Source organism: Dechloromonas sp. ZY10, from assembly GCF_041378895.1.
Lineage (GTDB): Bacteria > Pseudomonadota > Gammaproteobacteria > Burkholderiales > Rhodocyclaceae > Azonexus > Azonexus aquae.
The window spans coordinates 572458-586019 of record NZ_CP144212.1 but is presented as its reverse complement, the minus strand read 5'-3'; the positions used below and the strand labels follow the sequence as shown (position 1 = coordinate 586019).

12 protein-coding genes are annotated in these 13562 nt (G+C 64.4%); 6 read left to right on the top strand and 6 right to left on the bottom strand.

Going from position 1 to position 13562, the window contains the following annotated elements; translation table 11 throughout:
- Positions 1-7: 7 nt before the first annotated feature.
- Together VX159_RS02725 and hemF are read left to right on the top strand one after the other, a co-directional pair.
- Positions 8-1639 carry a diguanylate cyclase domain-containing protein gene (locus VX159_RS02725; protein ID WP_371324457.1) on the top strand — a complete coding sequence of 544 codons (1632 nt, stop codon included), beginning with the start codon at positions 8-10 and terminating at the stop codon, positions 1637-1639.
- Entirely contained in the window at positions 1636-2550 is a 915-nt protein-coding gene (hemF, locus tag VX159_RS02720) for an oxygen-dependent coproporphyrinogen oxidase (RefSeq protein WP_371324456.1), read from the top strand. Before VX159_RS02725 ends, hemF begins: the two co-directional genes overlap by 4 nt.
- Before the next feature lie 91 nt (positions 2551-2641).
- Here the strand turns inward: hemF and VX159_RS02715 are convergent, their stop codons facing one another.
- The 3 genes from VX159_RS02715 to hemC all read right to left on the bottom strand — a co-directional run bounded on the left by VX159_RS02715 (position 2642) and on the right by hemC (position 4692).
- Entirely contained in the window at positions 2642-2881 is a 240-nt protein-coding gene (locus tag VX159_RS02715) for a hypothetical protein (protein ID WP_371324455.1), read from the bottom strand.
- 87 nt (positions 2882-2968) lie between these two features.
- On the bottom strand, positions 2969-3751 hold the full coding sequence (locus tag VX159_RS02710; protein WP_371324454.1) for a uroporphyrinogen-III synthase: 783 nt from the start codon (positions 3749-3751) through the stop codon (positions 2969-2971).
- Positions 3752-3756: 5 nt separating this feature from the next.
- A complete protein-coding gene (gene hemC, locus VX159_RS02705; RefSeq protein WP_371324453.1) occupies positions 3757-4692 on the bottom strand; it encodes a hydroxymethylbilane synthase in 936 nt (311 codons plus the stop codon).
- Between hemC and VX159_RS02700 the strand changes: the two genes are divergently transcribed.
- Genes VX159_RS02700 through VX159_RS02685 form a run of 4 tightly spaced genes read left to right on the top strand, consistent with a single transcriptional unit; the run spans position 4691 to position 7531 of the window.
- Positions 4691-5173, top strand: a complete 483-nt coding sequence (locus tag VX159_RS02700; RefSeq protein ID WP_371324452.1) for a hypothetical protein — start codon at positions 4691-4693, stop codon at positions 5171-5173. The two genes, hemC and VX159_RS02700, sit on opposite strands and share 2 nt — an antisense overlap.
- Positions 5174-5190: 17 nt before the next feature.
- Positions 5191-5835, top strand: coding sequence for a methyltransferase domain-containing protein (locus VX159_RS02695; protein WP_371324451.1), 645 nt, complete (start codon positions 5191-5193; stop codon positions 5833-5835).
- 3 nt (positions 5836-5838) lie between these two features.
- Positions 5839-6492, top strand: coding sequence for a leucine efflux protein LeuE (leuE, locus tag VX159_RS02690; RefSeq protein ID WP_371324450.1), 654 nt, complete (start codon positions 5839-5841; stop codon positions 6490-6492).
- A 1-nt stretch (position 6493) separates the two neighbouring features.
- Complete coding sequence (locus VX159_RS02685; protein WP_371324449.1) at positions 6494-7531, top strand: GyrI-like domain-containing protein; 1038 nt, start codon at positions 6494-6496, stop codon at positions 7529-7531.
- Here the strand turns inward: VX159_RS02685 and VX159_RS02680 are convergent.
- The 3 genes from VX159_RS02680 to VX159_RS02670 are packed head-to-tail and all read right to left on the bottom strand — an operon-like array spanning position 7494 to position 13264.
- Entirely contained in the window at positions 7494-8975 is a 1482-nt protein-coding gene (locus VX159_RS02680) for a PepSY domain-containing protein (protein ID WP_371324448.1), read from the bottom strand. The two genes, VX159_RS02685 and VX159_RS02680, sit on opposite strands and share 38 nt — an antisense overlap.
- Before the next feature lie 48 nt (positions 8976-9023).
- Positions 9024-11192 carry a TonB-dependent receptor gene (locus tag VX159_RS02675; RefSeq protein WP_371324447.1) on the bottom strand — a complete coding sequence of 723 codons (2169 nt, stop codon included), beginning with the start codon at positions 11190-11192 and terminating at the stop codon, positions 9024-9026.
- 50 nt (positions 11193-11242) lie between these two features.
- A complete protein-coding gene (locus VX159_RS02670) occupies positions 11243-13264 on the bottom strand; it encodes a TonB-dependent receptor (RefSeq protein ID WP_371324446.1) in 2022 nt (673 codons plus the stop codon).
- Between the last annotated feature and the right edge of the window lie 298 nt (positions 13265-13562).

The window sequence follows — 13562 nt, the reverse complement described above, 5'->3', positions numbered from 1 at the left end:
TCACTGCATGAAGCCGTTTCCGGCAAGCAGCCTGAAGGCCCGGATCAGCGGGCTGGTCGGGCTGCTTTTTTTATTGACCATCATCATCATCACCCTGCTGGTCACCGAACAGCTGCGCGATGAAATTCGTGCCCAGCTATCGCAGCAGCAACTGGCCACCGCAACCCATCTGGCCAAGGACATTGACGGCAAACTGCGCCTGCGCCTGGAAAGCCTGCAACGCGTTGCCAGCAGCCTGCCGGTGGAGCTGCTGAGCCAGCCGGCACAACTCCAGGGCTGGATCGATGAGCGGCGCACCATCCATCCGCTGTTTCCCAACGGCCTGCTGGTGATCCCTGCCGATGGCGGAACCGCCCTGGCCGACTCGATCAAGCTGTCCAGCCGGCCGCGCAGCTTTGCCGACCGGGACTGGTTCGCCGAGGTCCGTACCAGCCGCCGCCCGGTCATCAGTCGCCCCCTGTACACCCGGGCCAGCGGCGAAGCCGCTCTGGTCATCGCGATTCCCATGTTGACCCGGCACGGCGAAATCCGCGCCGTAGTTGCCGGCATCATCCCGCTGACCGCCCCCGGTTTTCTCAACGCGCTGATTGGCGCCAGTCCGGCCAAGGATGCCCGTTATCAATTGCTCTCGGCCAAGCATGGGCTCTGGGTGATGAGTTCCGACCAGAAGGACAGCGTGACCGCCCTGCCGCGCGATGGCAGCGACCCGGCCGTTGATCTTGCCGTTGCCGGCCAGCGCGGCAGCCGGCTCGTCCGCCTGGAATCGGGAGAGCAGGAACTGGTCGCGCTGGTCGATATCCCGCAAAGCGGCTGGTCGTTGCTGGCTCGACAGCCTGCCAGTACCGCCCTGGCCGCCGTAGACAACATGCGCCAGAATGCCCTCCTGCTGGCCCTGCTGCTCAGCCTGCCTCTGCTGGTGGGACTGCTGATCGGACTTGACCGTTTGCTCCGTCCGCTGGGCGTACTGGCTACCGCCTTGCAGGAGATGGCCAGCGGCCAGCGACCGCTGCAAGCCATCGCGCTCGGAACGGGCGACGAAGTGGCGCGGGTAGCCGACAGCTTCAACCAGCTGCAGCAAAAACTGCTGGCTCAGGAAAGGCGCCTGGCCGACATCGCACATCACGACCCGCTGACCGGATTGCCCAACCGGCTCGCAATCCGTGACCGCATGAACCTGGAAATCCGCCGCTGCCGGCGCCAGAATACCGGCCTGGCCCTGCTTTTCCTCGATCTCGACGGTTTCAAGGCGGTCAACGACCAATACGGGCATCAACTCGGCGACCTGCTGCTGTTCGAGGTCGGACAGCGGCTGCGTCAATGCATTCGTGACTGCGACCTGCTCGCCCGCCTCGGCGGCGATGAATTCCTGATCCTGCTCAGTGATACCGCGAATCCGCTCGATGCAGCCCAGCGTGCAGCCCAGCGGTGCATCGACGGGCTTGCCCCGACTTTCCCGATCCAGGGTGAAAACCTGCAGATCGGTGTCTCGATCGGCATTGCCTGCATCGAGCCCGGCAGCGAACCCAGCGATCTGCTCGCCGACACCCTGATCGCCCGCGCCGACCGGGCGATGTACTGCGCCAAGGGTACCGGCCGCAACCGCTATACCATCCATAACGACAACATCTCCCCGACATGACCCACGAACCGATACCGACTCAAGCGCTGAAAGACTTTTTCACCGGCCTGCAGGCCAGCATCGTCGCCGAACTCGAAGCCTTCGACGGCCAGGCCTTCCGCACCGATAGCTGGACCCGCCCGGAAGGCGGCGGCGGGATTTCTCGGCTGATCGAAGAGGGCAACTTCTTCGAGCGCGGCGGCGTCAATTTCTCGCACGTTACCGGCAAATCCCTCCCCGCCTCCGCCACCGCAGTGCGTCCGCAACTCGCCGGCCGTGCCTGGGAAGCGATGGGCGTTTCGCTGGTGCTGCACCCACGCAATCCCTACTGCCCGACCGCGCACATGAACGTCCGCTGCTTCGTCGCCACCAAGGAAGGCGAAGCCCCGGTCTGGTGGTTCGGCGGCGGCATGGACATGACCCCTTACTACGGTCAACGCGAGGATGTCGCGCATTTTCACCGCACCTGCCGCGACGCGCTGATGCCTTTTGGCGACGAGGTGTATCCCAAGTACAAAGACTGGTGCGATGAGTATTTCTTCCTCAAGCACCGCAATGAGCCGCGCGGGGTTGGCGGCATCTTCTTCGACGATCTCAACGAAGGCGGCTTCACCCGCTGCTTCGCACTGACCCAGGCGGTCGGCAAGGCCTTCACCAACGCCTATCTGCCGGTCCTCGCCAAACGCCGCGAGATGCCCTATGGCGAACGCGAGCGCGATTTTCAGGCCTACCGCCGTGGCCGCTATGTCGAATTCAACCTGGTCTGGGATCGCGGTACGCTGTTCGGCCTGCAATCCGGCGGCCGCACCGAGTCGATCCTGATGTCGCTGCCGCCCGTCGTCAAATGGCGCTACGACTGGCAGCCGGAAACCGGAACGCCGGAAGCCGAGCTCTACGAAGTCTTCCTCAAGCCGACCGACTGGCTGGCTTAGCCGTCGGCCATCAGTTGAGGGGGGGTTAGCAAAAAGCAAGGGGGCGCCATGGCGCCCCCCCTTGCTTCAGCCAAAAGTTGCCAGCTAACCGTTACTTCAGCTTGCCACGCACGACACGCACCCGTGCCGGATTCTTGACATTCAGCTTGCCACCGCCACCTTCGAGGTTGCCACAGGCGCAAGCGGCCTTGATATGCGGCACCGAATTGCAGATCACGGTGCAATCCAGACACTCGTAGTAGAGATCACCCCCCGTCGGGAGATTGGCGGGATCGGGCTCCGGCTCGATCGGGTAAAAATTGTAGATTTTGCGCATGTCGATGTTCAGCATGGAGTCCCTCTCGTTCTTTTTTGCATTGCGTCATGAATTGGCTGAGCGCCCGAAACGCCCATCCTCCCGGCCGAACTCATGCCGGCCTCATCGCTGCCAATTATAAGCACGCAGGGCGCGCAAAATGCCCTGATCCGCCGCTTCGGTAAGGATTATTTTTTGCAAACCGATGATTTTAGCATTTTCGGCAATTCTGGCATGCGGCACGAAAACCGGGGTTTCCGCGAGCGCCAAGCGCCCTTCTTCCGGCAGCAAATCCCAGAGGTAACGCAGGCCTTCGCTGCTCGACACGGTCAACGCATCGAGAGACCGATTTTTCCAGGCAGCCAGCAGGGGCTGGGCACCGGCCGACGGGCCGAGGCGACGGTAACAGGTCACCGGATCGACCGTCGCACCGCGCGCACGCAGGGTGTCGCCGAGCAGTTCGCGGCCGCCGTCGCCGCGAAAGATCGCGATCCGCTGGCCGGCGATCCGCTCCCTCGCGAGCTCGGGGAGTTCGAGCAAGGCCTCCGAGTCAAAACGCTCGGTCGGCGCGATGCAGCCATGCACGCCATGCGCCGCCAGGGCCTTGACCGTACCCTGGCCGACCGCCGCCGGCAGCAAGCCGGCCGGCCAGCCGCCAGCCGCGATAATCGCCGGCAAGGCGTGGTCGACCGCGTTTGGGCTGATGAAAATCGCCACCCGGTAGCTGGCCAGCTGCTCAACCGCCGCCACCAAAGGTGCCGGATCATCGGCCGGCAGGATTTCGAGCAGGGGAAAGACCAGCGGCTCGCCGCCAGCGGCTCGGATCGCCTCGGCCAGCGGCCCGCATTGGGCCAGCGGCCGGGTCACGACGATGGTCCGGCCGGCGAGAACGCCGTCGCTGGCCATGCGCTTCAGCGGCAGAGGCCGAGTTTTTGCAGAATGGCCTCAACGCCGCGCGCGCGGAGGTCGGCGGCCAGTTGCAGGCCGAGCGCTTCGTCGTCGGCCGGGTTACCGCGCACTTCGCCGGCGAGCATTTCCTGGCCGTCCGGGGTGGCAACAAAGCCGCGCAGCCACAGCTGGCCGTTATCGATGATCGCGTAGCCGCCCAGCGGTACCTGGCAGGAGCCGCCCAGTGCGCGCGAGAAGGCGCGTTCGGCGCGCACGCAATGCGCGGTTTCGGGATCGTTGAGCGGCGCGACCACAGCGGCCATGGCCGCATCGCCGGCGACGATCTCGATCCCCAGCGCCCCCTGGCCGGGAGCCGGCAGCGATTGCTCCGGGGTCAGGATGGTCTTGATCCGGTCCTTGAGGCCAAGGCGGATCAGGCCGGCAGCGGCGAGGATGATCGCATCGTATTCGCCGGCATCGAGCTTCTTCAGCCGGGTATCGAGGTTGCCGCGCAGGCTCTTGATCACCAGCTGCGGGTACTTGGCGCGCAAGATCGCTTCGCGGCGCAGGCTGGAGGTGCCGACCACAGCCCCGGCGGGCAATTCGTCGAGACCGTTGTAGTTGTTGGAAACGAAGGCATCGCGCGGATTTTCGCGGGCCGAGATGGCTTCCAGCGCAAAGCCCTCGGGCATGGTCATCGGCACATCCTTCATCGAATGTACCGCGAGGTGGGCGCGGCCTTCCTGCATCGCCACTTCCAGCTCCTTGATGAACAGGCCCTTGCCACCGATTTCGGCGAGCGGGCGGTCAAGAATCTGGTCACCCTTGGTCGTCATGCCTAGAATAACGACCTCCGCCCCCGGATTGAGTTCGGCCAGGCGGCCCTGAACATGCACGGCCTGCCACATGGCGAGGCGGGATTCACGAGAGGCGATGACGATTTTGTTGAGAGCGGACATGATGCGGCAATGGTCGATGCGTTTGGGAGCGCTGATTCTAGCATGTGCCCCCTACGCCACTCTTGATGCATCCGAGCTTTTGCCGGCCCGCGACCTGGCGGCCGAAAGCCGCCAGGCGGCGGCCGCCGGCGGACCGCTGATCGTGCTCTACAGCCGTGCGGACTGCCATTTTTGCCGGACCATCAAACAGAATCACCTGCGCGCCCTGCTGCGCGACAAGAACTACGGTCAACGCATCGTGATCCGCGAAATCGGCCAGGACCGCGACAGCCCGCTACGCGACTTCTCCGGCCGCAGCACCACCCACGCCCGTTTCACCGCCGCCAACGGGATCAAGCTGGTGCCGGTCGTTGCCTTTTACGGCCCGCAAGGCGAAGCGCTGGCCGAGCCGATTGTCGGCGCCCGCCTGCCCGATTTTTACCAAAGCTATCTTGAAAGCGCGATCGACCAGTCGCAGCGCCAGCTCAAGACGCGTCCGTAAGCCGAAAAGAGACACTGATGGATCAGCCAACCGCGAACCAAACTGCCGACGGAAAAACCCCGGACCAGCGCCCGGAACACCCCGACTTCTGGTGCAAGCGCTTCGGCGCCGGCACCACCCCGTGGGATGCGGGCAAGGTGCCCGATGATTTCGCTGCCTTTGTCGCTGCCGAAACGACGCCACTGCGCACCCTGATCCCCGGCTGCGGTAGCGGCTGGGAAGCGGTGCTGCTCGCAGAACACAGCTGGCGCACCACCGCCCTCGATTTTTCGCCGGTCGCCGTCGAGCGGGCGCGTGGCGTGCTCGCTCCGGTGCTCGGGCCAGCTTCCACGGTCGACGTTGTCTGCGCCGATTTTTTCCAGTGGCAATCGGAAACACCGCTCGACCTGATCTATGAACGCGCCTTCCTCTGCGCCCTGCCGCGCAAGCTGTGGGCCGACTGGGCGCAGCGCGTCGCCGAACTGCTGCCGGCCGGCGCCCGGCTGGCCGGCTATTTCTTCGTCTGCGAGCAACTCAAAGGTCCGCCCTTCGGGATCGAGGCAGCACAGCTCGCCGAACTGCTGGCCCCGCATTTCATCTGCCTTGAAGATCGCCCGGTCGCCGACTCGATCCCGGTGTTTGCCGGCCGCGAACGCTGGCAGGTCTGGCAACGCAAGGACTGAAGCATGTTTTACGGAATCACCGATCTGTGGGCCTTCATCATTGGCACCATCGTCATCGTGCTGCTGCCGGGGCCGAATTCGCTCTACGTGATGACCGTCGCCTCGCGCGAAGGCGTCGCCGCCGGCTATCGCGGTGCCTGCGGCATCTTCGTCGGCGATACCGTGCTGATGCTGGCGGCGGCCACCGGGGTCGCCTCGCTGCTGCAAGCCACGCCGGCGCTGTTCATGCTGATCAAGTACAGCGGCGCGGCTTATCTGGCCTGGCTCGGATTTAAATTAATCAAGGCCGGCATCGCCCGCTGGGGGCAACCGGCAAACGAGCACGACCCGGCACTGGCGCCGCGCCTCGACGCCAGCCGCCCCTTCCGCATCGCACTGCTGATCAGCCTGACCAACCCGAAGGCAATCCTGTTCTTCGTCTCCTTCTTCATCCAGTTCGTTTCGCCGGACTACCCGCATCCAGCACTGTCGTTCGCGATCCTCGGGCTGATCGTGCAAATCTGCAGCGCGCTCTACCTGACCCTGCTGATCTTCGGCGGCGTTCATCTCGCCCGCCAGGTCAGCCGCCGCCGCTGGCTGGCAGCCGGTGGCACCGGTGCGGTCGGCGCGTTGTTCATCGGCTTCGCCGGCAAACTGGCCGGCGCCTCGTTGAACTGAGATGGCACAGCCTCCCCGCCGCCTGGGGCGCAGCCCGCGCAATGTCCGCTCTGGCCAGAACCCCGACACCGGCGTCGCCGCCGGCCGCCGTGAACGGCTGGCCCCGCTCGCTGCCTACACGCAACGGATGAACCGCGTCCTCGACCAGATCGACGCCCACCTCGACGCCCCGCTGGAAGTGGCGCAACTGGCCGAGGTCGCCCATTTTTCGCCCTTCCATTTCCACCGCGTCTTCACCGCCTGGATGGGCGAAACCCTCGGCGACTACCTGCGCCGGCGCCGCCTCGAAGTCGCCGCCGCCCGCCTCGCCGGGCAACGGCAAACGCCGGTCCTGCACGTCGCGCTGAGTGTCGGTTTCGGCTCCGGCGAGGCCTTTGCCCGCGCCTTCAAAACACACTTCGGGCAAACTCCGAGCGCCTGGCGGGCGACCACCGAGCAACGCTGGGCCGAGGAACTGCTGCAGCAACGGCGCAAGCACGATCAGGTCGAGCGCAAGTTCGATCAGGCGCCGGCCGCAGCCGGAAGCGACACTTCCGGGGTCAATCACCCGACCCCTACGGAGTTTCCCATGCCCGTCACCCTCGCCACCCTGCCGCCTGTCCGCATTGCCTACCTGCGCCATATCGGCCCCTATGGCCCGAGCGTCGAAGCCTTCTGGCGGCAAGCGTTTTTCCCCTGGATGCACGCCAATGACCTCGCCGGCCGCGTCTGCTACGGCATCGGCCACGACGACCCCGGGATCACCGCGCCAGAAAACTGCCGCTACGACGCCGGCGTCGAAATCGCCGCCGACGCCACCCCAGGCAGCCCGGCCGGTGTCGCCCTGCTGCCCGGCGGACGCTACGCCCTGGCCGACTATCGCGGTACCGGCGCTGGCATCGGCCGCGCCTGGAGCGAATTCATGCGCGACTGGCTGCCCAACAGCGGCCTGCAAATCGACAGCCGGCCATTTTTTGAACGCTATCCGATCAACCCGGATTACAACCCGGCAACCGGCGAATTCAACTGCCAGTTGTGCATTCCGGTGAAGCCGCTGTAGGCGGCGACTGGCGGCGACGTTGCAGGCGCCGCCAGCCGAGAATCAGACCGGACAGAGAAACCACGGCCCCGCCGACACTGCCGACGATCATCGCCAGGTCCCAAAGCGGGCGACATTCAAGCAAAGGTAGCCAATCCCAGCTGTGAAACAGGGCAAACAACACCCGTTGCCAGCGCTTCGCCCGGGTTGAGCGCTGCACGACGCTACCGGTTACCGGATCGAGCGTGACCCACGTTGCCTCGGCATCGGAGAAACGGTAGCGCAAGGCGGGTAGCGGCCGCTCCAGATGCCCGCCCATGGTGTGCTGAGCCCGTGCGTAATAATGGAAGTCGTAGGCGCTCAGCCGCTCGCTGGCCTGTACCGATCCGCCGCCCTGCCGCTCGGCTTCGCGGCGCAGCCAGTCGGCGGGAAGTTCGCCGGTTTGCGGACACGCGGTCGCCGGCAACAGCACCTGCGGCGCAGCATTGCCGCGCCGCAGGACGGCCAGCGGTTGCCCGGCCACACTCTGCCACAGCACCTCGACCGTACCGGCGCTTGCTGTGCAGGTTAGCCACTGCGCCGGCGCCGGCAAGTCGGCCAAGGACGGCAGGCCAACCGCAGCCGGCGGCTTGCGCCCGTCGAAAATCCGCCACGGGTTCATCGAGAGCAAACCGCTCAATGCCCATAGCAAGACCAGCAGCCCGCCCCACAGCCCGATCAGGTGATGCCAGCGCAACCAGAACTCGCGATACGGTGTGTGGCAACCGTTGGCGTAGCGACGCCGCCGCCAGCGGCCAACACCGATCCACAGGCCGAGCAGGGTCAGCAACGTCGCGGCCAGCGCGGTATAGATCACGAAATCCTGCCAGAACACTTCGGCCACGCCGCCGCGCAAGGGATAGAGCCAGTGCAGCCAGGCCCCGAGCCATCCCCAGCGGCGCTCGAATGCCGGCGCATCGCGCACCACTTCGCCGGTGACGCCGGACAGATAGAGCCAATCGTCGCCAACGCTGAACAATTGCAGCGGCCGATGCGGGTCGAGCGCGCGCGAATGCGTCCACGCATCCTCCTGCACGCTACCCAGCATCCGGACCGGCAGCCCCGGCGCCCAGGCCGCAGCAACCCGGTGCCAGCGCTCAGCGTCCGGCTGCGCCAATGGCAGGCCGGTGCGGGCGTCGAAAACACGGCTTTCCTGCCCCAGGCGCGCCACGTAGACCGCCTGTTCGCCCTGCATCGACAGACGCAACGCGGTCGGTCGCACCGGCAGCCCGGCCAGTACCTGCTCCGGCGGCAAGACCTCGGCCAGCGCCAGTGCGGGCAGATGGGCCAGGCGCTCGGCCGGGGTCAGCTTGGGATAACCGACGTAAAGCATGACCGCGCCGGAAACGAACCAGAGCAGCATCAACCAGGCCAGGGCGATCCCCAGCCAGCGATGCCCGAGATAAAGATAACGACGCAGATTCATGGCGGAAAAAAGCGGCCCGCCGCAGCGGGCCATACGGTTCTCAACAGGTCAGAAACGGGTGTGCAGACTCAATTCGACGGTACGCGGGGCGCCCAGGTAAGCCATGCCAGTGCCACTGACCCGCTCTGCGTAAACCTCGTCGGAAAGGTTCTTGCCACGCAGGGTGAGCGAAGTCTTGCGATCCAGCTTGTAGCTGACGTAAGCACCGAACAGGGTGTAAGCCTGATCACGATAGGTATTGGCGGTATCGCCGAAACGCGCGGAAACATAGCGGGCGTCGGCCCCTAGTTCCCATTGGGCATGCGGGGTAAAGGTCAGCCAGGCATTGGCCACTCGTTCCGGCACATTCGCCGGCCGCTTGCCGGCGCGTGAAACGGCGACACCACCAACGTTTTCGGTGAAGTCGTCGTATTGCGCCGAAACGATGCCCAGATTGCCATCGAGACGCCACTGCGGCGCCGGCTTATATGAAACCGCCAATTCGATCCCTTGCGACGACTGCTGGCCGACTGGCAGGGTTGTCCCCGGATTGACCGGGTCGGCAACCGCGATATTGCGGCGGACGATGTCGTAATAGGCCACCGTTGCCTGACCTTTGTTATCGGCGAACAGATACTTGCTCCCTATTTCCCACTGTCGGCCGGTCGTCAGGTCGAAATCGCGTACCTGCGAAAAACTGGCGGTGGTCAGGATGCCGGCCGGTGGATCGGCGGCGGTACTGTACTGGACATAAGTCGACCACTGCGGCGTCAACTCGTAGTTCAGCGCCAGACGCCCGGTCAAAGGCTGGTAACGACGCTCGAAATAAGCCGGATTACTGGCGCTGGCGGCGCGCAGATTGGTCACTTCAAGGTCAATCTGCTCCCAGCGCAGGCCGCTGACCAAGGCCAAGGCGGGCGTCAGCAAGGTCCGGTTTTCCAGGAACAGGGCCAGGGTTTTGACCCGGTTGCTGCGATCGGGAGTGAAGCCCGGAACCATTCCCGGAATAGAGAAGAAGGCTTCGGTGCTGAAGTGGTACGGATCAACGGTGCCGAATGGCCCGGCCAGACTAAGTGGAAAGCGGGTTTGTTTATTGATGCTGTAGTCCACACCCCCGGCCCAGGTCGAAGTCTTGCCGCCCAGTGTCGAATCCCAGGTGAATTCAAAACGGTTGCCGAGCAGTTTCTGATCGTGGCGCTGGAGAAGTGCCGCCGAACGGGCCACCGCCGTGTTGCCAGCATTGAAGGCGTAGACCTCGACGTTGCGATAGTCACGCAAGGCATCGTAGGCGTAGACCGTGTTTTTCAGCTTCAGCGTATCACTGACCCGGTAATCGAGCACCGAGCGTGCCCACTGCACAGTTTGCTCGTAAATACCATCGCGACTGTTGTAGTTCCTGAACCGCGTTTCCCGGTCGATCTGCATCGTCCCCCCGCTGCCCCGCAAGGTCGGTGTCCCCCAGTACGGGCGATCCACGGTTTCCTTCTGGTACTCGACGGCCAATGTGTGCGACAGGGCCGGGGTCAGGTCGACCAGCCACGAGCCGGCAAACTGGGTGGCTTCGCGGCGCATGCCATCGACCCAGGTGCCGCCTTCCTCGCGATTGATGTCGAGGCGCAGGTAGTGATTGTCGCTCAGCTGCCGGTTGGTCCCGACCGCCAGCTGTTTCTTGTCGTAGCTGCCGACACCGACCTTGGCCTCGCTGGTTTCGCCGTCGCGATTAGCCAGCTTGGTGATGTTGTTGACCGAGCCACCAACGCCGCCGGCGCCATTGAGAAAGCTTGACGCGCCGCCGATGGTCTCGACCCGGTCGTAAATCCAGCTATCGACCGGCCGTGCAGCAATCGAGTCATACTGAACGGTAATACCGTTGAACATCTGGGTCACGCTGGCGCCGGAAAAGCCGCGGAAGAAGACCGTGCCCGACGAACCGGGATCGGACGACCAACTGATCCCCGGCACCCCGCGCAGAGCCTCCTGGGTATTGCCGACGCCGCGCTGTTCCAGAGTTTCGCGCCCGACCACCGTCACTGCCGCCGGGGTTTCCTGGATCGTCAGACCAAGGCGCGAGCCGGTACTCGTTTTGCGCTTGAGCGTGATCGCGTCGTTCTCGGCCTGACCGCTGACCCGGACCTCGCCAAGCACGGTCGCCTCGTCGGCCATCGCCAGGAACGGACTGCCCAAGGCCAGCACCGCAACCGCCAAGGGGCGCAAGGTGAATCGTTGAAACAAAAACATGATTTCTCCAGTAATGAATATCGCCTCAGGCACTCTGGCCTGTGCTTTTTTTAGTGACGGTAATTGATCGCTGCGAACACTGCCCGCCCATCGCCCGGCGAATGGAAGGTATTGCCGCTGTCGTACCAGACGTACTCGTAGCGTTTGTCGAACAGGTTGCGCACCTGGAAATCGAGGCTGGTATTCGCGTTCAGGCGGTAGTTGGCCGCCAGGTTGACCAGCGTGTAGGCACCGAACTTGGCCGTCGCGTTGGTCCGCTCCAGAAAATAGTCACTTTGCGTGTTGACCGTGGCTTGCACCCGCCAGGCATCACCAACGCTACGCTCAACACCGGCCGAGAGAATGCGGCGTGGTACGTGGTCGATTTCCTTGCCCTGGGCCAGCGGCTCCTGAGCGCCAGCCTTGAGGATTTCCGAGCTTTGCCAGGAATGGAACACCCAGACCCGCGTCTGTTCGCCGAGCTTGGCCGACAATTCGAGATCCAGCCCCTGGCGCCGGGTTTTGCCGACTGCCTCGACATCATTGCTGGCCCCGAACAGCTTGCGCCGCATTTCGTTGGCCGCCGTCTGCCGCCACAGCGCCACGCGGGCCTCGGCCCCAGCCAGCGGCTTGAACTTGACGCCGGCCTCCCAGCCATCGTTGAGCGAAGGCGTCTGATCGGCGAGTGCGCTCTGCCGGTAGGCACCGGTCCCGGCGCCGACCTGGAAGCTGCGGCCGGCGTTGCCGTACAGGCTGAAGGCCGGCGTCAGGCTGTACAGGGCGCTCAGTTTCGGCTGTTTGATCAGACCGTAATCGTTCATGTCGTAATTGACCCCGCTCAGGCGATTGACGTAATGCCCGGAGACGCTATCGACACGCAGCGCCGGAATGATCTTGAAGCGCTCGGTCGGGCGAATCACCGCCTGGACGAAAGCACCGGCAATGTTGAAATCGAAATCCTGGTCGCGTGTCTGCGCCAGCCGCAGCCGCTTGGCGATGTTGTAGCGCTGGCTCTGGTTCTCCTGCCACTCGCCATCGACCCCGCCTTCGATGGCGAGGTCGTGCACCAGGCTGACCTGCGGCCGCCAGGTCAGCGTCGCCAGCAGCCCGCGCTGGGTTTCCTGGATCGCCCGCTCCTGCGCCTGCAAGCCCTGGCCGTAATTCAGCCAGCGCCGGTCGTCGATGTGATTGAGATACGCCTTGGCGCTGCCGAACAGGCGCTCGGTGAACTGGCGGTCGGCATGCAGGCTGACCTGCTGCATCTCGCGCCGGCCGGCATCGGTCTCGCTGCGTGCCGGCGAACTGCGCGGCGCGCTGGCCGCTTCGCTGCGGCTCAGATAGCCCGGCTCTTCCGCCGCCTGGCGATAGGCACGAGCGATCAGCCCCAACTGGGTCCGCCCGCTATCCGGCGAATAGAACCATTTGCCGGCGGTCGAGAATTTCTCGGATCCGGCATGGTCGCGCCAGCCATCGGCCGCCTGGTAGGCAAAGAAGTAGTTCTGGCTCCAGCCGCCGTCCTCGATCCCTTTTGCCAATTGCAGCTCGCGCGCGGCAAAGCTGCCCAGCGCCGCTCTGGCCCGCGTGTAATTACCGCCGACGGTGGTCGTCAGGTTGGCATTGCCGGCGATGTTGTGCAGGCCGTAGCGCGGATCGTTGGTCCCCTTGACCAGTTCGATCGACTCGATGTCGAGCGGAAACAGCAGGTCGAGATAGGGCATGTTGCCATCGTTGCTGTTGCTGGGAATACCGTCGATCAGCAGTTTGACGGCGTTCACTTCGCCTTCGCCGTTGAAGCCGCGGAAGGACAACTTGCCCGAGGTCGTGCCCATGTTGAACTCGGTCATCATCACCCCCGGCATCAGGTTGAACAGTTGCCACGGCGATTTGACGTTCTGGTTCTCGATCTGGCTCGCTCCGAGCAGATTGACCGAACTGAGCACGCTGCGCGCCGGCAGACTGCCGCTGCCCTGGACCTTGATTTCGCCGAGGGTGACTGCCGAATTGTCGGTCGCGGCGATACCGCTTTCGCCGGCCAGTACGTTGCCGATAGCGGCCAAGGCCCAGGCCAGGGGAAGAAGCTTGAATGTCTGCATGGAATTCCGATCAGCGCACCATGATTTTCTAATGCACTGTTTTTATGGATGAATTGCGGGGCCCGCATTGTAGGGCGAAGCCCCGGCCGCAAGCCTGCGACATATCGTCGCAAGCAGTTTTGCCGAGAGGACGCAGAAATGCCGGGAGATTCCTCAGCGCACCCTCCCCAATCCTCCTGCCCATGCAAACCGACACCGCACGAAGCATCCATTGCCGGGACTGACTTCCGGCACAACCGGCCCGATGCCCGCGCCCCCTGGCTCCGCCAACCTGCCGGGAAATGCTCGGCGCCCGCCG

Coding starts and splice junctions, on each gene's coding strand:
- VX159_RS02725 (WP_371324457.1), top strand. CDS start 8: ATGAAGCCGTTTCCGGCAAGCAGCCTGAAGGCCCGGATCAGCGGGCTG.
- hemF (WP_371324456.1), top strand. CDS start 1,636: ATGACCCACGAACCGATACCGACTCAAGCGCTGAAAGACTTTTTCACC.
- VX159_RS02715 (WP_371324455.1), bottom strand. CDS start 2,881: ATGCTGAACATCGACATGCGCAAAATCTACAATTTTTACCCGATCGAG.
- VX159_RS02710 (WP_371324454.1), bottom strand. CDS start 3,751: ATGGCCAGCGACGGCGTTCTCGCCGGCCGGACCATCGTCGTGACCCGG.
- VX159_RS02700 (WP_371324452.1), top strand. CDS start 4,691: ATGATGCGGCAATGGTCGATGCGTTTGGGAGCGCTGATTCTAGCATGT.
- hemC (WP_371324453.1), bottom strand. CDS start 4,692: ATGTCCGCTCTCAACAAAATCGTCATCGCCTCTCGTGAATCCCGCCTC.
- VX159_RS02695 (WP_371324451.1), top strand. CDS start 5,191: ATGGATCAGCCAACCGCGAACCAAACTGCCGACGGAAAAACCCCGGAC.
- leuE (WP_371324450.1), top strand. CDS start 5,839: ATGTTTTACGGAATCACCGATCTGTGGGCCTTCATCATTGGCACCATC.
- VX159_RS02685 (WP_371324449.1), top strand. CDS start 6,494: ATGGCACAGCCTCCCCGCCGCCTGGGGCGCAGCCCGCGCAATGTCCGC.
- VX159_RS02680 (WP_371324448.1), bottom strand. CDS start 8,975: ATGAATCTGCGTCGTTATCTTTATCTCGGGCATCGCTGGCTGGGGATC.
- VX159_RS02675 (WP_371324447.1), bottom strand. CDS start 11,192: ATGTTTTTGTTTCAACGATTCACCTTGCGCCCCTTGGCGGTTGCGGTG.
- VX159_RS02670 (WP_371324446.1), bottom strand. CDS start 13,264: ATGCAGACATTCAAGCTTCTTCCCCTGGCCTGGGCCTTGGCCGCTATC.